The sequence below is a fragment of the Amycolatopsis sp. NPDC114484 genome, assembly GCF_055633755.1.
In genome coordinates, this window is record NZ_JBVKDQ010000005.1 from 171,552 (window position 1) to 189,333 (window position 17,782).

Below are 17,782 nucleotides of genomic sequence, written 5' to 3' on the forward strand. Positions count from 1 at the left end.
GCTTGCGCGGGGTTCGGACAACCCCCTTGTTCCCCTTCCGTGAGGTTCGTCCCGATCTCGCTGGGAATACGCCGTTCCGAATGCTGGTGCGCGCTGCCGCGGCCCGCCGGTGGTTCTGTTACAAGAGCATCCTCCCCGGGCACGCGCTGCCACGGTCCTGCGGACCGCGTTGACGTCGTGGTCACCGACCGGAGATTTCCGTCGACGGTCCTTTCGCGGACGGCTGTCGACAGCGTCTGTCTCGCAGCTGGCAACGCTCTTGCCGCGCAAGGCTGGCGGGAATCACGGCCGTTGGCGGAGCGGGTGTTTCCGTGCGGTGACAGTGATGGTCGCGATGCCCACGTCTGAGAAACCCGGCCGGGACAAGCTGTCGATCACGGCGTTGACGTCGTCCGGGGTGATGTTCGGCAGTTCGGCGATGTGCGGGGCCAGTTGTCGGAGGGTGAGGCGCCAGAAACGGCCGAAGGAGTTGGTCGCGGTGGCGGTGGGGCAATGGGTGTGCTGCTCGATGTCGGTCATGCCGAGGTGTCGCAAGGCGGCGGGAATGGAGCTCGCCCAGCGGTCGCAGTCGGTGCCGAGCCGATGGTTGAGGACGGTGAGAGCGGCGAGGGACACCTTGGCGTATGCCGGGTCGGCCGCGGAGTGAAGCGGGAACAGGGAGGGGTCCTCGACGACAAGCCAGCCGCCAGGCGCCAGCCAGCGGGCGAGCCGGGTCAGCACGTGTTGGCGTTCGGGCAGGTGGTGCAGGAGGTAGCGGGCGTGGATGAGGTCGAACGACGCTTCCGGGAAGTCGTCGCGGGTGACGTCGTGGCGGACGAACTCCAGGTTGTCGCGGTCGGCGTCCAGGAAACGCAGGTCGAGTTCGGTGCCCAGGACGGTCGCGCCGGGCAGATCGTCGGCCATCCAGCGCGCGACGGTTCCGCTGCCCGCAGCCAGCTCCAGGCAGCGCGGGCCGGGGATGGGCGGCAGGCGTCGCAGAGCTTCGACGGTCACCGGGTCGAGTGCTTCTGCCAGCAAGCGCAGCCGTTCCTGTTCCGCGTCGTCGGCATGGCTGAAGATCTCGTCGCCGTACCGTTCGGCCCGGGTGGTCGTGGCGGTTCCGCTGGGTGCGTCCGCGGGGGAAGGGATGTTCGGAGGCAACGTCGACGGCGGGACAGGGAACACGTCGGCCGGGGAGAGCGTGTCGGGACGATGGTGGCCGGTGAGGGTCAGCGCGGAGGCGAATTCCGCGTGGAGGCACCGCAGCACGTGTTCGACACCGGCCTGCCCGCCGATCGCCAGTCCGTACAGCCAACTGCGGCCGATCATCACCGCGCTCGCGCCTAACGCCAGCGCGATCAGCACGTCAGTGCCGGTCCGCACGCCGGAGTCGAACAAGACCGGGATGCGCCCGTCGACCGCGGCGACGACGGCCGGCAGGCAGTCAAGGGCGGCGACGCCGTTGTCGAGCTGGCGTCCCCCGTGGTTGGACACGACGAGTGCGTCGGCGCCGGCGTCGGCGAGCGCGCGGGCCTCGTCGGGGCGGCACACGCCCTTCACCACGATCGGCAAGCTGGTCCACGAGCGCAGGAGATCCAGGTCGTGAGGGACCAGGGAGGGCTTGGCGAACAACCGGTTCCAGGCGGCCGCCGCGACACGGATGTCGTTCTCCTCTGGTGCGGGCATCGCGTCGTCCAGCCCAGCCAGTTCGCAGAACCGCGCGTCCGAAAGGTAATTGCCCAGTCCATGGCCGTGCTCGTAGGGGAAGAACGCGGAGGAGAGTTCGCGCGGCCGCCATCCGGCGGCGTAGCAGTCGCCCATCACCACGATCGCGCGGTAGCCGGCCGTTTCGGCCCGTTCGACGAGCGAACGCGCCAGCTTCTCGTCGCCGGGCCAGGCGAACTGGAACCACCGCCGCCCATCGAGTGCCGCCTGAGCGACCTGCTCCAGCGGCATCGACGTCACCGCGGACAGCACCTGCACCACGCCGAGCCTCGCGGCTGCCCGTGCCACGGCCGCCTCGCCCTGCGGATCGGCCAGGCTCGCCGGCCCGGCCGGGGCGAGCAGGACCGGCATGCTCATCGGCGTGCCCAGGAGGGTGCACGACGCGTCGCCGGCGCCGCCGTCCCGAAGTACCCGGTAGATCAACCCCCACCGGGCGAAGGCCTCCGCGTTGGCCGCCACCGTCCGTTCCCTGCCCGCCCCGCCCGCGATGTAGTCGAAAGAGCGCGCGGGCAACGCCGCCCGCGCGGCGGCCTCCAATTCGGCAGCCGTGAACGGGAACGGTGAACCACCGTCGGCAAGCACCTTGCTCTGGTAGCTGCCCGCATATCCCATGATTCCTCATAACTTCCGTGCGTGCGCACCCCGCTGGCAGGGCCACCGACTCGCCTGCGACATGATTGTTGCCGGCGGGTCGAAGCGTTGGCCGGGCCGGAGCCGGTGCGCTGCTCCGGGATCCGGTATCGCGAGAGCAGTAGGCCGTCGCAACTCATTCGAGAGAACCACGCCCGAGCAGCGGAGGACAGCGCGGTTCCGCACGGCGGGAAGCGGCTCCCGTCCCGCCACGAGAGAGTCCGTTGTGGACGATCCGCCTCAGCTCGCCGGCACGCCCGCCTGAGACGCGAACAGCTGCCGGATGGGGTTCGTCCCGGATTCCGAGAATCGTCCGTTTGCCATGACGCGATTTCGGAGATAATTCTCAGGCCGCGAATTTCGGCCTGCCGGATGCCGCGGGTAGCACAAACCAGCCTTGACAAGTTCCCGGGAACCGTCCGCGGCGGGCGGGCGTCTCCAGGCATCTCGCGGCTCTCCGCTGACGTAGCACCTGCACGCAGTAGCGGACAGCTGAGCAGAACCTATTCCTGCAGGTCAGCCAGTGAGCTCGAATCCCCCACAGCTTCGGCAGGACTTCCTGTTCGCTCAATCGCTGCCGACCTGTTCGGCAGGCGGACCCCGACGAGAACGCCGTCTCCCGACCGGGACGAACGGCTGCTCCTGCCCCGCAGCGAGGACTGGGGCAGCCGCGCAGCGCGGGCAGAACCCGAGGCCGGGACGGGCGGCCGACCGGAGCCGCATCTGGCGCTGGGAGCACTCGCTGGTGCCAATCCGCTGCTGCGGAGTCCGAATCGAGACAGTGGCCGGACACGCTGAATCCCTTGTGGACAGTCATTGACGCACACCGCAACCGCGCCGCGCTGTCACCGTCTCGCCAGCACAGACTGCCGGCCAGTTCGCCCTCTCAGCACCGCCCGGCTCAGGAATGCACGCAACGTTGCTTGTCGATGTCCCAGCTTCCGCCGCTGTTCAAGCAATCACTGAACTCGCGTTGACCGTCCACCCACGCCTTGTGCCCCGCACACACGTTGTACTTCAGCTCATCGCCGTCCCTGCACTGGTATCCGTACTGGGGAGGTTTTCGCGTTGGAGTCTTTCGCACCGGGACAGTCTTGGTAGTCGCAGGGATTCGCACCGCCGGTGCGCTCGCCGAGGTTCTGGTCGACACCGGCGGTGTCGTCATTGTCGCCGCCGGGCCGGACGACCCAGGAGAGGGCGTGGAGCTGGTTGCGGTGGGTGAATTCGCCGGTGTCGGCGAACTGGGTATCGCCGGCGCACCACCGCACCCAGCCACCGCCAAGCCAGCAGTGAGCATAATTCCGCAGAACCGCATCCTTGTCATGCTGCGACCTCGACCAACTCGACGACAGAGCTGACCTGCAAGTCGCGCACGGCACGAGGAGTGCAACCGCATCGAGTGTTACGTCACCCGACTGCAATCAAGACGACAGCGTCACGAAACCGACTATCGCCGCCTCAGGGCTCGACGGGTTCGGGACGATGGAGTCTTTCAACCGACGCGAATGCTTCTCGGCCGCGCGGCTGGTTGCATGAGGAGCCGGGCGCCGACACTCCGTTCGGTGACCGGCTCTCGTCATTTATACAGACACACTTCAGGTCGCATCAACGATGCTGGCCTGCGTCGAACTGGGGGCGGCTTCCGCGACCGCCCCCAGTTCGACCTGATCAGTTTTCCGGCACGACCGAGAGGACTTTGATGGTCCACGGGCAGTACTGCTTGACTTTCCATTCCCCGGCGTTGCTGACTTCGTGCGGCTGGCCGTCGCACGCTTCGGTGGTGCTGTCGGCCCAGTGGAAGGTGGCCGGGTCGATGTGCCAGTCGTAGCCGGTGTTGACGCCGGAGGAACCTCGGACGATGTCGCCGTTGGGAATTCCCGGATGGTCGACCTGGCCGTTCATGAGTCTGACCGCCTGGTCCGCGTCGGCCTGCTTGAGCAGTTCGACGCGGTAGATGTCACCGCTGGAGAAGACCTGGATCGTGGCGATGTGGGCGCCGGTCTGCTGGGTGTGCGCAGCCGCGACCGCTGGGCCGGTTCCCGCCAGCAGTGCGCCCATGGCCGCCGTACCCGCCAAAACCGCAGTGAGCGTTCGCATGTGCAGATCCTCCTTGTCGTCCTTCTCGGGGCGAATGCCGCCCGTGTCCGACCGTAGCGCCGGGCCGTCGGGGAGGAATCAGGATTCCGTGCACTTTGACTGCATATTCGTCCCGACAAATGAGAGCCATCAGAGTGGTCAATTTCAGGTCTTTACGATATGCGTGGATCTTCGCCGGAAAAGTTACTGAAATTGCATTTTTTGTTCATTCGGGCAGGGTTTCCGGACGTACCGTGCGCTGCTGGGGACTTCTGGGTGCGGGGTGTCGTCAGAATTCCTGGCGGAATCGTCGGCACGCGATCGGTGGCGGGCGGAGTTGACGCCGTTGCCGCACAACTGCGGCGTGCTCGATCACCGGCCTCAACCGGTACCGGACGGAGGCGGTGGGCGGCCGCGAGGTCCGTTGTCGCCGGGCGAGCCGCGACGAGACTGGGCGCCACACTGCACGCGCGATGACCACGAGCGGTCCCCATCACGCGGCACCACCCCGGCGACGCGGCTGCCGTTCGATCCGCTCTGCCGCAGTTGAACTCTTGGCCGGGAGCCGCCGATCGGGAATGCTGGCACCGGACCGGTGCCAGCACGGCCGAGCACCGATCCGGCCCGAGGGGACGGTGCTCCCCTCCCGCTCGTCAGGAGGCTTAATTGAGTCGCGACGCGTTCAAGCCACCGCCCGCGCCCGCGTTTCGGCGGCAGGGGGATCTTCTGCTGCTGTCGGGCCAGGTCGGGGTCGACGAGAGCTGGCGGCCGGTGACCGGGACGTTTCACGACGAGGCCCGCGCGGCCTTCGCGAACGTGCGGCGGGTGCTGGCCGAGGCCGGGGCGCGGCCGGACCAGATACTCAAGGTCACCGCTTATCTGACCGACCTCGGCGACTACTCCGGCTACAACGAGGTCTGGATCGAGGAGTTCCCCGACGAACCTCCTGCCCGGACGACGATCGGCGTGCAGCTGGTCTCGCCCTTTCGCATTGAACTCGACGTCGTCGCGTGGCTCGGCGACACCGCCTGACCGGTGCCGCGAACGAGGACCGGCCTGACGAGCGATCCGTTCAGGCCAGTTCGACCAGCAGTGCGGCGAATTGGTCCGGCGCTGACCAGAACGGCGAGTGTCCGCCGTCGATCTCACGGACCGCGGCACCGAGCAGGTCCTGGGCCCGGGCGGCGTTCCAGTCGCCGTTCACCGCGCGATCGTCGCGACAAGACACGTACGTAGTGGGCACTCGGCGCTGCGGCAGGTCAGGACAGATCTGCTGGCCCACGATATTCACGGTGGGGCGCAATCGGCTGACCGCGTCGGCGGCGTCCGCCGGGGTGCAGTCGTGGTACAGCACGTCGGTCGCGTCGGTCGGGTCCAGGAACACGCGTCCGAGATCGTCCACGACGGCCCTGGCTACAGCCTTCTGCAACGGCTCGGCGAGCGGCGCTGCCCCGTCGTCCGTCGACGTCGTGCCGGGCTTGCGCAGCAGGGCGGCGAGCAGGATCAGGGAACTGACCGCCGGGTTGCCGGTCGCCAGCGGCGCCACCATGCCGCTCATCGAGTGCGCGACGAGGACGACGTCGGACCGGCCGCGGAGCGCGTCTTCGATCACCGCGAGGTACTCGTCCTGGCCTGCCTCGGCGTCGTCGCACGGGAGCGACGGGCAGATCACCTCGTGCCCGCGCGCGATCAGGTGCTCGCTCACCCGCTCCCAGCACCACGGGGCGTGCCAGGCTCCGTGTACGAGAACGAACGTCGTCGGCTTCTCGTCTTTCATGATGATCACGCTAGCCACGGCTGCGGGGGCCCGGGGGTTCGCCGAGCCTCTGCGGGTTCGTTGTCTGCCCGAATGAACACCTGTCGGCTACCGCGTCGGAACCGTTTCCCGGACCGTGTGTTCCAGCAGTGCGAGTGTCCGTTCGATGTCCTTGCGGTCGGCTTCGCTCAGGCCGGCGAGAAGCGATTCCTCCCGGTCGAGGTGTCCTTCGAGGACGCGGTCGATGAGCTTGCGACCGGCGGGGGTCAGTTCGGCGTAGCTGACCCTGCGGTCGGCCGGGTGGTCGCGGCGGCGGATCAGCCCGTCTCGCTCGAGCATGTCCAGCCGTCCGGTCAGGGCGCCCGAGGTGACGAGCGCGGAGGCCGCGAGTTCCGACGGCGTCTTCCGGTAGGGCCGGCCGCCCCGGCGCAGGTTGCACAGGATGTCGAACGAGCCCGGGGTCAGGCCGTACGAGGCCAGGTATCCGCGGAGGCTGCCGGCGGCCAGGTCGGCGATCCGCCGGATCCGGCCGAAGATCGCGATCGGCGAGGCGTCCAGGTCCGGGCGTTGGCGCGCCCAGTCCGCCACCACCTGATCGACCGTGTCCATCGTCATCGACTCCTTGTTCGCCAGGGTGCGGACGGAGCCTATCCGGTGTTCACGCGACGCCGCCGCGTCCGTCCTAACGGGACTCTTCCGGGACGGCGGGCTGATCGGCCGCAGCGGGTTCCTTTCCGGTCGGGCCGCGGCCGCGGAGCAGGACAACGGCGCCGAGCAGCGTGAGCAGTTGCGTCGCGGCGAGCAGCGCGTACCCGGCGGCGAATCCGTGGTCACCGCCGGCGGCGATCGCCACGCCCATCAACGTGGGAAGCAGCGCGGACACGAGATTGCCGAGGCCGTTGATCAGGCCGTAGGCGCTCCCGACGGTGCCCGCCGGCGCGTATTGCTGCACCAGCGTCGGAATCGCCGGTCCTTGCAGGCCCCAGAACGCGTTGGCGAGGATGAGCGTCGCCGCGGCGAGCCAGCGCGAATCGGCGAGGGTCACGGCCGTCGCGCACAGCGCCGTGCCGACGCTGCCGATCACCAGCACGAGCGGCACCCGGCGACCCGGCATCCGGTCGATGAGGTACCCGCCGAGGAAACCGGACCCGAGGCTGACCACGAACGGCAGCGCCGACAGCGCGCTCATCTGCGCCAGCGAGAAATGCCGCGCCTGCAGCAAATACGAAGGAAGCCAGGACGTGCTCCCCCACAGATAGCCGAGCGTCGCCACCTCGATCAGCAGGATCCAGCCGAGTTTGGGCGTGCGCAGCGCTCCGGCGAACCGCCGCAACGCCGGCTGCCGCGCGGCCGTCCGGTGCCGCGTCGCCCGGACGAACACGGCGACCAACGGCAGCCCGACCACCACGTTGAGGGCCGCGAGCAGGAGGAACGAACCGTGCCAGCCGAAGTGCGCGAGGGCGAAGGTGATCACCGGGATGCCCAGCGCCGTGCCCAGGGAAACGCCCATCGAACTGACCGCGTTGGGCTTGCCCCAGGTGCCTTCGGCGAAATTGTCCTTGACGTACATGGTTTTCAGCGAGAACAGCGGGCCTTCGCTGGCACCGAGCAGGAAGCGCAGCGTCAGCAGCACCATCGCGCCCCCGGCGTATGGGGACGCGAGTGTGAACAGCGCCCAGCACACCAGGCTGACGAGCAGCCCGCGCCGCACCCCGAACACCGCTTCGTACCACGGGGTGATCAGCATGGCCGCGATCCCGTAGCCGGCCAGGAAAAGGGTCATCAGGGCGCCTTGCGCGGCGCGGTTGCCCGCGATCCCGAAATGCTGGGTGAAGGCGGAATCGGTGATCAGCACGGAGACATTGACCCGGTCGACGTAGGAAACCGCCACGACCACCAGGAGCGCCAGCACTCCCTGCCACGCGGACAGCGGTGCGCCGGGGCGGCGGTCTTCCTTCAGCACGGGCACAGCGGTTCCTTTCCGAGCCGGACCATCGCGAGGCGGCCCGGACTGCGCGGACCCGCCGCGTCGCCGGACCGGCCGCCTCGACTGGCGGGGTCGCCGGGAAGTATCTTTGTCCTAAGATGCTTGTGTCAAGCTATCTCGGCGGGATCCTTGGGGAGGCTGGTTTCCGGGGCAGATCAAGGGTGGCGGGCTGGGGCTGGGGCTGGGGCTGGGGCTGGGGCTGGGGAACGCTCAACCGACCTGGCTCGCAGTGGGTTTGGTTCCGCGGGCACGACACCGAGACCTCGGGACTGCGGGCGGCGGGTCTGCGGCAGGATCCTCTCGGGAGGCCGGTCCCCGTGACAGGTCAGGGGCCGCGCCCTGGAGCCGGGGCACGGCTCCTCCCGGCCCGGCTCGCGGCGGGATCGATTCCGCGGGCACGACAAGAGACCCGGGGCTTCTGGCGGAGGGCCGACGGCAGGATTCTCTCGGGAGGCCGGTTCCCGTGGCAGGTCGCGAGTGGCGCTCTGGGGCCGGGGCAGGCTCAACCGGCCTGGTTCGCGGCGGGATCGGTTTCACAGGCACGACAACGAGACCCGAGGACCGGTCGGCGGGGCGGCGGTCGGCGGGGTGAGGACCGCGGTCGGCGGGGCGGCGGTCGGCGGTCGGCGGTCGGCGGGGCGAGGACCGCCGACCGCAGGGCGGCGGGTCCGCGATGGGCAGACCCGCGGTCAGCGGTCGGCAATCGGCGGGTCGGCAGAGCACGCCGATCATCCCCCACGCAACAAAGAAAGGGCTGAGCCCGCAGGCCCAGCCCTCCCCTTCAGACAACCAGCCCGGTATCAGCCCCACACCGGTTCGCTCGTGGGAGCGAGCAGATCGCTGACGTCGCCAGAAACGTCCTCACCGGACCGGCCGCGCCGGAACAGCCGTCCGGGTGCGCCGCCGTTCGTGGACACGCCCGCCAGCTCCGCCCAGTCGCCGCGTACTCGCAGCCACGTGCCCTCGCGCAGGCCGAGCACCGGGATGTCGTTGCACTCGTGGAATTCCGCGAGCCGTTTCTCCCGGGTCTCGCCCATGTGCCTGCTGGCCGGGTCGGGGTCGACGTAGTGCGGGTTGAGCTGGAAGGGCACCAGGCCCAGCGAGGCGAGGCTGGGCGGCTCCACGATCGGCATGTCGTTGGTGGTGCGCACCGTGGGACCGGCGATGTTGGTTCCCGCGCTCGCGCCGAGGTAGGGCATTCCGGCGGAAACCCGTTCCCGCAACGGTTCCAGCAGCTCGCGGCGGTACAGCTCCGCCAGCAGGCGGAAAGTGTTGCCGCCGCCGGTGAACACCGCCGGGGCCGCGCGCACCGCGGCGACCGGGTCTGCGGCGGTGTGCAGTCCGCGCACCCGCACGCCGAGCGGTGCCACCGCGGTCGCGATGCGCTCGGTGTAGCCGTCGTGGTCGGCCAGTGCGAACGGCACGAACACCAGCTCGGTGCGTCCGTCCAGCACCTCGGCCACCGCGTCCAGCGCGTGTTCGAGCGCACCGCGGCCGTGGTTGGTGGAGTTGGACAGCAACAGCAAGTCAGTCACGGATTCTCCTTGGTTCGCCCGCCATTGTTCAGCAAGTCCGCAACAGCCGTTCCAGGACCCGGGCGGAGAACCGCAGCGACTCCAGCGGCACCCGTTCGTCGACGCCGTGGAACAGCCGGTTGTAGGGCAGTTCCGGCGGGACGCGCAGCGCTTTGAACCCGAAGCCGCGGATGCCGAGCGCGGACAGCGCCTTGTTGTCGGTGCCGCCGGCGTTGCAGTACGGGGCCGGGTGGCCGCCGGGGTCCTCCGCGGTGACGGCCGCGCACATCGCGTCGACCAGCGGGCCGTCGAAGCCGCTCTCCATCGCGATGTCGCGGTGGATGAACTCGCGGCGCACCGACGGCAGCAGCAGCTCGTCGATCGTGTCCAGCAGTTCCTGCTCGTACCCGGGGAGGAACCGGCCGTCGACCGCGGCGGTGGCCCGGCCGGGGATGACGTTGACCTGGTACCCGCCGGAGATCATGGTCGGGTTCGCCGAATTGCGCAGGATCACGTTCACCAGGTCGGCCACCGGTCCCATCCGCGCCAGGCTTCCGTCCACATCGGACGGATCGAAGGGGACGCCGAGCAGCTCCGCCGCGCGTTCCAGCAGCGCCCGCACCGGTTCGATCAGCCGGACCGGGAAGCGGTGGCGGCCGATCCGGGCGAGCGATTCGGCCAGATCGGTGACCGCGTTCTCGTCGTTCGGCGAGGAGCCGTGCCCGGCGCGGCCGGTCGCGACCAACCGCAGCCACGCTTGCCCGCGCTGCGCGCACTCGATCGGATACAGCCTGCTGCCGTTGCCGAGGTCGAACGACACCCCGCCGCCCTCGGTGATCGCCTCGCCCACGCCCTCGAACAGATCAGGGCGGTTCTCGGCCAGCCAGTGCGAGCCGAACTTCCCGCCGCCCTCCTCGTCGGCGAGGAAGCCGAACACGACGTCTCGCGGCGGTTTCTCGCCGGTGCGGCCGAATTGCCGCGCCAGCGCGAGGATCGCCGCGTCGAAGTCCTTCATGTCGATCGCGCCGCGGCCCCACAGCATGCCGTCGGCGATCTCCCCGGAGAACGGCGGGACGCTCCACTCGTCGGCGTCGGCGGGCACCACGTCCAGATGCCCGTGCAGGAGCAGCGCGGGCCGCGAAGAGTCCACTCCGGACAGTCGGGCGAACACGCTGGCCCGGCCGGGCGCGCTTTCCACCAGAGTCGGTTCGAGCCCGGCGTCGGAGAGTTTCTCCGCGACGTACTCGGCGGCGGGCCGCTCGGCCGCGCCCGGGTTGGACGTGTCGATCCGGATCAAGTCCTGGCAGAGGCCGACCACCTCGTCCTGTGCACTGGTCACGGGGCCACCTCCTCCAGTTCCACCGAACCCACCGGCCGGATCAGCCCGGCCCAGCCGAGCACCGTGTACAAGATCGCGGCGGTGAGCAGCGAGTTCAGCGCGGGAATGCCCCAGTGCACGAACTTGCCGACGCAGAACGCCGCTGCCCACACCGCGAGCGTGGCGGGCACCCAGACCGGCATCGTGGCAGGCACCCGCCCGGCCGCCCGGCTCTCGCGCAGCGGCGTGGAAAGCCGGCGCACGAGGAAGTACTCCGCCACGATGATCCCGCCCACCGGCGGGATCGCGACGCCCAGCAGCGACAGGAAAGCGGTGAAGTGCTGCAGGAAACCGACCGCGGACAGCACCGTCCCGGCGATCCCGATCGCCAGGGTGACCACGCCGCGGTGCAGCGGGCGGCCGAACACGGTCCGCACGAAGTTCACCACGCCGAGCGAAGAGCCGTACAGGTTCCAGTCGTTGATCTTCGCGGTGGCCAGCACCACCACGATCAGCCCGACGAAGCCCGAGGTGGACAGCACGATGTGGGTGACGTCGGAGCTGCCGACCAGGTGCCCGAGCAGCACGCCGGTCATGCCGACGATGTACTCGGACAGGACCATCGACGCCGAACTCTGCAGCAGGACGTGCCAGCCCTTGCGGTTGAACCGGGTCATGTCGGGAGCGACCACAGCACCGGTCATGTATCCGCCGGCGATGATCGTCGCCGCGGCCGGGACGGAGATCGCCGTCGCGGTCGGCGCGGCCGACATCAGCGCGCCCAGCGAATGCTCCGACAGCGTGGAGACCACGCTCCACGCCACGAGCCCGAAGAACAGCGGCACGGCGATCTTCGCCAGCCACATCATGTACTTGAAGCCGTAGATCACCAGCAGCGTCAGCACCACGCCGGACACCGCGCACCACAGCCACGGCGGTCCGCCGGCCAGTGCGTGCATGCTGTTGCCGAAGATGCCGTTCTGCACGCCGAACCAGCCCACCAGGCTGATCGCGATCACCAGGCTCACCAGCGCGGACCCGTTGCGGCCGAAGCCGGTGAACCGGGTCAGCATGGTCATCGTGAGCCCCTCGCGCTGCCCGGCGAGGCCGATCAGGAAGATCACTGCCTCCAGGATCACCGCGCCGAGAGTGAACGCCCAGAACGCATCGGAGAACCGCATCCCGACGCCGAGCGTCGCGCCGAGCACGAACTGGGACAGCGACCCGGACTGCGCGAGCCACTGCAGCAGCATCGAACCGAACCCGTAGCGGGCGTCTTCGGGAACGCGGCGCAGCGCGTAGTCGTCGTTGCCGATCCGCTTCTTGGCCTGCTTCGCGGTTTTCGTCGCGGTGCTCATCCGGCCACCTCCGTGCCCAGCGTCTGCAGGTGCGCCATCGAGCCGTAGCGGGCCCGCAGGTTGGCGAATTCCGTCTCGTCGTGGAAACGCAGCGCGCCCGCGCCGAACTGCTTGGCGACCTCGACCGCGTAGCGCGCGGCGGCCGCGATGTCCGTCTCGTGGCTGGCGCCGGTCGCGCAGCCGGCCACCGTCGCGGCCGAGGTGATCGCCAGTCCGACGACCGGCGCGTCCGTCGCGGTCGCCGGCTGGAGGATCGAGTTCAGGTGGTAGACGCCGTTGCCGTAGGGCGTGATGTCCTGCGTGGTGATCGGATAGGTCACCAGCGGCGCGCCGGTCACCGTCTCCAGCAGGTCGCCGAGGCCCTCGGAGACCCGCAGGATGTAGCCGCTGCGGACGGTCGGGGACAGCGCGAGCCCGCGGTGGTTGATCACGCGGTTGCCCTTGGTGGTGTCGATCGACAGCACGGCGGCCATCTCGTCGGACAGCTCGTAGCTGTTCATCGTGGCGATGTCGACGGGCGAGTTCATGAACGGCACCGGGTCGTGTGCCAAGGTGGGCGCGTCCGGGCAGATGTGCGTGCCGATCAGCACGTCGCCGGCCAGCACGTCCCCGCGAGCCCGCATGGACAGCAGCTTGGCGGCGGCGGCCAGCACGGCGGCCGCGCCGTCCCCGTCGGACACGAAGCCGGTCACCTCCGGCCGGGCGCCGACTCCGCCGAGGCGGCCCACCACGCCGAGGGTGGGCGCGTCGCCGCCCGCGGTGCGGCCGCGGCTGCCGGGCACCCGCACCCGGACGAAGTCGGTCCGGCCCGCGTCGCCGGTGACCGTGGTGATCTCCGCGCCGCTGCCCGCGCCGCCGGCGACGGCGTCGAGATAGGCGACGGCCTCTTTCCCGGTCACCGCCGGGTCGTCGAGGATTTCGAGCAGTTCCAGGACGTGTTTGAGCATGTGTTTCCTCTGAGAAGTCAGACCGCCGGGGGTGGTCCGACCAGACTCGGTCCGGGTGCACCGGCTTTACAAACATTTCCCGTTATTCGCACAATGGCGGGATGCCGGACCCGGACGACCGCGTCACCCCGCCCGGTCTGCCGCAGACCGCGGACCGCGCGCTGCAGGTGCTGCTCGCGTTCGACCGCGCCCGCCCGGAGTGGGGAGTCACCGCGGTGGCCCGCGAGTTCGGGCTGCACACCTCGATCGCGCAGCGGCTCCTGGCGGTGCTGGCGCATCGCGGTTTCCTCGTCCGCGACGACAGCACCCGCCGGTACCGGATCGGGCCCGCCGCGCTGCACCTCGGCCGGTTGTGGGACCGGGCCGGCGCCCTGGACCTGCTGGTGGTCCCGGTCCTGTCCGACCTCGCCGCCCAGACCGGGCACGCCGCCCTGCTGTCCCTGCCCGACGGCGCGCACACCCGGTGCGTGCTGGCCGCGGAGGGCGCCGACGGGCGGCTGCGCGGCTATTCGCTGGTCGGCGAGCTGTACCCGGCGCACGCGGGCGCGACCAGCAAGGCGTACTTCGCGTTCCTGCCCGAGCAGGAGCGCGACCGGCTGTTCGCCGACCGGCCGATGGCGCGGTTCACGCCGGACACGGTCACCGACCTCGCCGTCCTGCGCGAGCAGCTGGCCGAGGTCGCCGACCGGGGCTGGGCGTTCACCACCGGCGAATACGACACCGGCGTGGCGACGCTCGCGGTGCCGGTCTTCCTGCGCGGCGAACCGTACGGCAGCCTGTCCGTCGGCTGGTCCTCCGAGCGCTTCGACCACGATCCCGAGCAGTGGGTGGATCTGCTGCGGCGCGGCGCGGACCTGATCGAGCTGCGGCTCTCCCGGCCGGTCCCGCGCCGGTGAACGCGCTCAGTCGCTGGCGTGGGCGGTGTTGTCGAGCCAGTGCTGGGCGAGCTCGAGGTCGCCGTCGACGGTGATCGCGGCGGTTTCGCGGTCGGCGAGCGGGAGCCGCCGGGTCAAGAGCAGCAGCAGGGACTGCGCCGGGCCGGTCACCGTCACGTCGGCTTCCCGGGTTCCGGGCTGCCACGTCGCGCCCTCCGGCCGTCGTTCGACGGACCAGGCGCCTGAGGCGTCGGTGGCCAGCCACTGCAGGGTCTGCCCGATGCCCCGGATGGCGTGCGCGGACTCGGATCGCTGCATCTCCCAGGTGGGCGAGGTGAGCATCGTCAGGTGGTTGGTGATGAGCGCGGCCGCGACGTCGGCCTCGGCCTCGAGCGGCTGGTTCGCCGCGCTGGCCGCGTCGAAGCCATGGACGACCGCCTCGTTGAGCATGCTGGTCATCCAGAATCGCGTTCCGGACCGCGCGTCCCCCGAGGCGTTGAACACCGGCGCGTCGAGCGCGTCGGCAGAGCACGCGTCGGCGACCCGTCGCGCGGATTCCGACAGCCACGACTGCCACTCACTGTGGTCGGAAGGCGGGGTCGCCATCTCCGTGGGCAACTGGGTGGGGTCGGCGATGCGCCGCTCGATGATCTCCGCGACCCAGTGCTGGGTCTGGCCCACGTGCGCGACCAGGTCGGCGACGGTCCACTTCGGAGCGGTCGGCACGGCGGCCTCCGGCCCGGCCGCGACGGCCGATTCCGCCAGCCGCCGGGTGTGGTCGACGATCGCTTGACGGACGAGGTCCGCGTTCAGTTCAGTCATGGGACGGTCCTTGGGGTCTCGGCAGCCCCCTTCGCGGGGCCTTCGACTACGCGTCGAACGACCCTAGCGGCGATCGACACGCCCCCGCACAAATCTTTCGAACGTCTCTGCCGGGGCCGTCCTGTCGCGTCCTCGGCCGGAGCACCCGAGTTCGGACACGTCGAGGATCCCGGTCGTCTGCCCGGCCTGGGCCGAGGAGTTCGGCGTCTCCCAGCACGGTGCTCCCGGCCAGCCGCTCCCGGGTTTCCGCGGCCAGCGCGAGCACGTTGTCGAGCAGGTCGTGGACCGGACCCGGCACGGAACTGCCGCGGGGTCGAGAAGTCCGCGTCGGCCAGGAGGTCTTCGGCGCACGATGGCGAAAAGGCAAGATCGGGCAAGCGGAATTGCCTGAACGTCCTCCGGCTTTCGCCGCCGTCGAGTCGCGCGGGCTCCCGGCCGTCCTCGCGGCGTCGACGGCGGCCGTCGAGTCGTCGCAGTTCAGAGCGTCCCGGATCGGCCAGATGGCCGATGCCCGGAAAGGGTTGCCCGCCGACTGGCCGGAATGGACGGACTCTTCGGACGATCCTGCTGTTCCCCCGGTCTCAATACCTTCGGGATCGCTCCCGCTTCCCTCGGAAGCGGACCGTCGCCGAAGGAGTTCGCATCGATGAAGATGCTCGTGGGGGTCGCCGCGCTCGCGGTCGTGGGAGGTGTGGTCGCCGCGATCGCCGTGGCCGTCGGTTCCGGTGGCACTGACTGGCAGGCCGCGTGCAAAGCGGCTCCGGCCGCGGCGGCGGGCAAGCATCCGGGAGCGGTCGCCGAAGCCAGGAAAGCGTTGCTGAGCAACGGAAACGATCCCCGGCTCGAGATCGAGGTCGTCGATCTCGACGCGTGCGCCGTCGAGGTGAGCTGGAAAGCCGATCAGCCGCAGCCGACCGCGTCCGTGGTGAAACTGCTGATCGCGCTCGAGTTCCTCGATCGTTCCGGAGTCCCCGGCGACAGCGACGCCAGCGCCGTCCGCGCCATGCTCTCGGCCAGCGACGACCGCGCCGCCAGCCGTCTCTGGCAGCAGCTCGGCGGACCGGAGATTGTCCGGCGGCAGGCCGGAAAACTCGGGCTCGCGCACACCTCGCCGCCCGCCGACCCCGGCCAGTGGGGTTCCACCCAGATGTCGGCCGACGACGTCGTCGCGGTCTACCGGCACCTCACCTCGGGACGGCCCGACGACGAACGGGAATTCCTCACCGAGGCCCTGGAAAGCGCCCCGCGCACCGCCGCCGACGGGTTCGACCAGCACTTCGGGATCCCGCGCTCGTTCCCGGACGCGAAATGGGCGGTCAAACAAGGATGGGGCACCTCCGACGGCCGGCGGGTGCTCAACACGACCGGCCTGGTCCGGACCGGGTCCCGGACCTTCGCCGTCGCGGTCATGAGCACCTGGGACGACGCCATCGACGTCGCCGCCGCGACCAAGGCGCTCACCGCCGCGACCGGCGCGCTGAAGGAATCGCTCGCCGGCGACAGCAAGCTCACCTGAGCGGGGACAGTCCTTTGCGGACCTAGTGGCGCCCCAGGCGATTCACCGAAACCTCGCCCGCGAAAGCGCCTTCTCGTTCGACGCCGAAAGCACCCGGCCGGGAGCTTCGGCGACGGCCGGAAGACGCCGTTTGCGTGCACACCGGCAGGGGTATTCCGATGCTCCGACCCCAGGAGAATCTCGGTGAACGACCAGACCGGCGACCAGCTGACCTTCGGCATCGAGGAGGAGTTCTTCGTCGTCGACCGGCACGGCCGCTTGGCCGAAGCGGACGACGTGGTCGACGACGCCGCGGAAACGGGCGGCGACAAGGGCGAACTGCAGCACGAACTCATCCAGCCGCAGGCCGAGATCGCGACCGACGTCTGCCGGACTCGCGACGAGGCGCTGCAGCGGCTGTGCGAATTGCGCGAGGACCTCGCCGCGGCGGCGCGCCGGCAGGGACGCCGGCTGTTGCCCGCGGGCGCGCCGCCGGTGGCGGAAGCGGGTTTGCCCGGCGTCACGCCTGATCCGCGCTACGAGCGGATCGCCGAGCAGTTCGGGGCCCTCGCGCGGACGTCGCGGAGTTGCGGCTGCCACGTGCACGTCGCCGTCCCGGACAAGGAGACCGGAATCCAGGTGCTGGGCCGGATCCGGCCGTGGCTGCCGGCGCTGCTGACCGTGACCGCGAATTCAGCCATCGTCGACGGCTACGACACCGGATACCGCAGCTGGCGCTACCAGCAGTGGAGCCGCTGGCCCTCGGCCGGGCCGCCGCCGCGGTTCGCCTCGCTCGACGAATACGAAAGCATCGTCGACGCGTGGCTGCGCTCGGGCGCGATCCTCGACCGCGGGATGGTCTACTGGGACGTCCGGCTCTCGGAGAAGCAGCCGACCATCGAGTTCCGCATCGCCGACGTCGCCGCGACCCCGAGGGAGGCGGTCCTGCTCGGCGTGCTGGCCCGAGGCCTGGTCGCCACGGCGCTGGCTGACGGCTCTCCCCCGCCTGAGCTGCCGAACGAGGTGCTGCGCGCCCAGCTCTGGCGCGCGTCGCGGGACGGGGTCGTCGGCAGCTGCCCGCACCCGCGCACCGGCGATCTGGCACCGACGAAGACCGTGCTGGCTGATCTGGTCGAGCTGACCGCGTCCGCGTTGGGATCAGCTGGCGACCTGGAGTTCGCCCGGGAGGCCATCGCGCGGCTGTGTGCCGAAGGGGGTGGCGCGGACCGGCAACGGCGGCGCTTCGCGGAGCGGGGGCGCGGCGAGGACGTCGTCGACCTCCTCGCGGGCACCGGCTGAG

At 70.1% G+C, this 17,782-nt stretch carries 15 protein-coding genes; 4 read left to right on the top strand and 11 right to left on the bottom strand.

Going from position 1 to position 17,782, the window contains the following annotated elements:
• Nucleotides 1-282: 282 nt before the first annotated feature.
• The 3 genes from ACZ7SW_RS15720 to ACZ7SW_RS15730 all read right to left on the bottom strand — a co-directional run bounded on the left by ACZ7SW_RS15720 (nucleotide 283) and on the right by ACZ7SW_RS15730 (nucleotide 4,431).
• The gene (locus tag ACZ7SW_RS15720) at nucleotides 283-2,316 is read right to left on the bottom strand and encodes an alpha-hydroxy-acid oxidizing protein (protein WP_470231088.1); all 2,034 of its coding nucleotides are present in this window, start codon (nucleotides 2,314-2,316) and stop codon (nucleotides 283-285) included.
• Nucleotides 2,317-3,356: 1,040 nt separating this feature from the next.
• Entirely contained in the window at nucleotides 3,357-3,602 is a 246-nt protein-coding gene (locus tag ACZ7SW_RS15725) for a hypothetical protein (protein WP_470231089.1), read from the bottom strand.
• 400 nt (nucleotides 3,603-4,002) lie between these two features.
• Nucleotides 4,003-4,431: a BP74-related protein gene (locus ACZ7SW_RS15730; protein WP_470231090.1), complete on the bottom strand. Its 429-nt coding sequence runs from the start codon at nucleotides 4,429-4,431 to the stop codon at nucleotides 4,003-4,005.
• A 645-nt stretch (nucleotides 4,432-5,076) separates the two neighbouring features.
• Here ACZ7SW_RS15730 and ACZ7SW_RS15735 point away from each other — a divergent pair.
• A complete protein-coding gene (locus tag ACZ7SW_RS15735; RefSeq protein ID WP_470231091.1) occupies nucleotides 5,077-5,442 on the top strand; it encodes a RidA family protein in 366 nt (121 codons plus the stop codon).
• Between the two features lie 40 nt (nucleotides 5,443-5,482).
• On the opposite strand, the gene ACZ7SW_RS15740 is transcribed toward ACZ7SW_RS15735, so the two are convergent.
• From ACZ7SW_RS15740 to ACZ7SW_RS15770, 7 genes are all read right to left on the bottom strand, one after another.
• Nucleotides 5,483-6,187, bottom strand: coding sequence for an alpha/beta fold hydrolase (locus ACZ7SW_RS15740; RefSeq protein ID WP_470231092.1), 705 nt, complete (start codon nucleotides 6,185-6,187; stop codon nucleotides 5,483-5,485).
• A gap of 87 nt (nucleotides 6,188-6,274) precedes the next feature.
• Nucleotides 6,275-6,775: a MarR family winged helix-turn-helix transcriptional regulator gene (locus ACZ7SW_RS15745; protein ID WP_470231093.1), complete on the bottom strand. Its 501-nt coding sequence runs from the start codon at nucleotides 6,773-6,775 to the stop codon at nucleotides 6,275-6,277.
• Nucleotides 6,776-6,848: 73 nt separating this feature from the next.
• A complete protein-coding gene (locus ACZ7SW_RS15750) occupies nucleotides 6,849-8,135 on the bottom strand; it encodes an MFS transporter (protein ID WP_470231094.1) in 1,287 nt (428 codons plus the stop codon).
• Between the two features lie 818 nt (nucleotides 8,136-8,953).
• Nucleotides 8,954-9,688, bottom strand: coding sequence for a dipeptidase PepE (pepE, locus tag ACZ7SW_RS15755; RefSeq protein ID WP_470231095.1), 735 nt, complete (start codon nucleotides 9,686-9,688; stop codon nucleotides 8,954-8,956).
• A gap of 28 nt (nucleotides 9,689-9,716) precedes the next feature.
• The gene (locus ACZ7SW_RS15760) at nucleotides 9,717-11,006 is read right to left on the bottom strand and encodes a M20/M25/M40 family metallo-hydrolase (protein ID WP_470231096.1); all 1,290 of its coding nucleotides are present in this window, start codon (nucleotides 11,004-11,006) and stop codon (nucleotides 9,717-9,719) included.
• Nucleotides 11,003-12,343: a cytosine permease gene (locus ACZ7SW_RS15765; RefSeq protein ID WP_470231097.1), complete on the bottom strand. Its 1,341-nt coding sequence runs from the start codon at nucleotides 12,341-12,343 to the stop codon at nucleotides 11,003-11,005. Before ACZ7SW_RS15765 ends, ACZ7SW_RS15760 begins: the two co-directional genes overlap by 4 nt.
• A complete protein-coding gene (locus ACZ7SW_RS15770; RefSeq protein ID WP_470231098.1) occupies nucleotides 12,340-13,290 on the bottom strand; it encodes a DUF1177 domain-containing protein in 951 nt (316 codons plus the stop codon). The genes ACZ7SW_RS15765 and ACZ7SW_RS15770 overlap by 4 nt, the downstream gene beginning before the upstream one ends.
• A gap of 101 nt (nucleotides 13,291-13,391) precedes the next feature.
• Here ACZ7SW_RS15770 and ACZ7SW_RS15775 point away from each other — a divergent pair, with 101 nt between their 5' ends.
• On the top strand, nucleotides 13,392-14,186 hold the full coding sequence (locus tag ACZ7SW_RS15775) for an IclR family transcriptional regulator (protein ID WP_470231099.1): 795 nt from the start codon (nucleotides 13,392-13,394) through the stop codon (nucleotides 14,184-14,186).
• Nucleotides 14,187-14,192: 6 nt separating this feature from the next.
• Here the strand turns inward: ACZ7SW_RS15775 and ACZ7SW_RS15780 are convergent, their stop codons facing one another.
• Nucleotides 14,193-14,987, bottom strand: a complete 795-nt coding sequence (locus tag ACZ7SW_RS15780; RefSeq protein ID WP_470231100.1) for a maleylpyruvate isomerase family mycothiol-dependent enzyme — start codon at nucleotides 14,985-14,987, stop codon at nucleotides 14,193-14,195.
• Between the two features lie 646 nt (nucleotides 14,988-15,633).
• Between ACZ7SW_RS15780 and ACZ7SW_RS15785 the strand changes: the two genes are divergently transcribed.
• Together ACZ7SW_RS15785 and ACZ7SW_RS15790 are read left to right on the top strand one after the other, a co-directional pair.
• Nucleotides 15,634-16,503: a serine hydrolase gene (locus ACZ7SW_RS15785; RefSeq protein WP_470231101.1), complete on the top strand. Its 870-nt coding sequence runs from the start codon at nucleotides 15,634-15,636 to the stop codon at nucleotides 16,501-16,503.
• A gap of 183 nt (nucleotides 16,504-16,686) precedes the next feature.
• Nucleotides 16,687-17,781, top strand: coding sequence for a carboxylate-amine ligase (locus tag ACZ7SW_RS15790; protein ID WP_470231102.1), 1,095 nt, complete (start codon nucleotides 16,687-16,689; stop codon nucleotides 17,779-17,781).
• Nucleotide 17,782 lies beyond the last annotated feature (1 nt).

Coding starts and splice junctions, on each gene's coding strand:
- ACZ7SW_RS15770 (WP_470231098.1), bottom strand. CDS start 13,290: ATGCTCAAACACGTCCTGGAACTGCTCGAAATCCTCGACGACCCGGCG.
- ACZ7SW_RS15780 (WP_470231100.1), bottom strand. CDS start 14,987: ATGACTGAACTGAACGCGGACCTCGTCCGTCAAGCGATCGTCGACCAC.
- ACZ7SW_RS15765 (WP_470231097.1), bottom strand. CDS start 12,343: ATGAGCACCGCGACGAAAACCGCGAAGCAGGCCAAGAAGCGGATCGGC.
- ACZ7SW_RS15720 (WP_470231088.1), bottom strand. CDS start 2,316: ATGGGATATGCGGGCAGCTACCAGAGCAAGGTGCTTGCCGACGGTGGT.
- ACZ7SW_RS15740 (WP_470231092.1), bottom strand. CDS start 6,187: ATGAAAGACGAGAAGCCGACGACGTTCGTTCTCGTACACGGAGCCTGG.
- ACZ7SW_RS15745 (WP_470231093.1), bottom strand. CDS start 6,775: ATGGACACGGTCGATCAGGTGGTGGCGGACTGGGCGCGCCAACGCCCG.
- ACZ7SW_RS15730 (WP_470231090.1), bottom strand. CDS start 4,431: ATGCGAACGCTCACTGCGGTTTTGGCGGGTACGGCGGCCATGGGCGCA.
- ACZ7SW_RS15775 (WP_470231099.1), top strand. CDS start 13,392: ATGCCGGACCCGGACGACCGCGTCACCCCGCCCGGTCTGCCGCAGACC.
- ACZ7SW_RS15785 (WP_470231101.1), top strand. CDS start 15,634: ATGAAGATGCTCGTGGGGGTCGCCGCGCTCGCGGTCGTGGGAGGTGTG.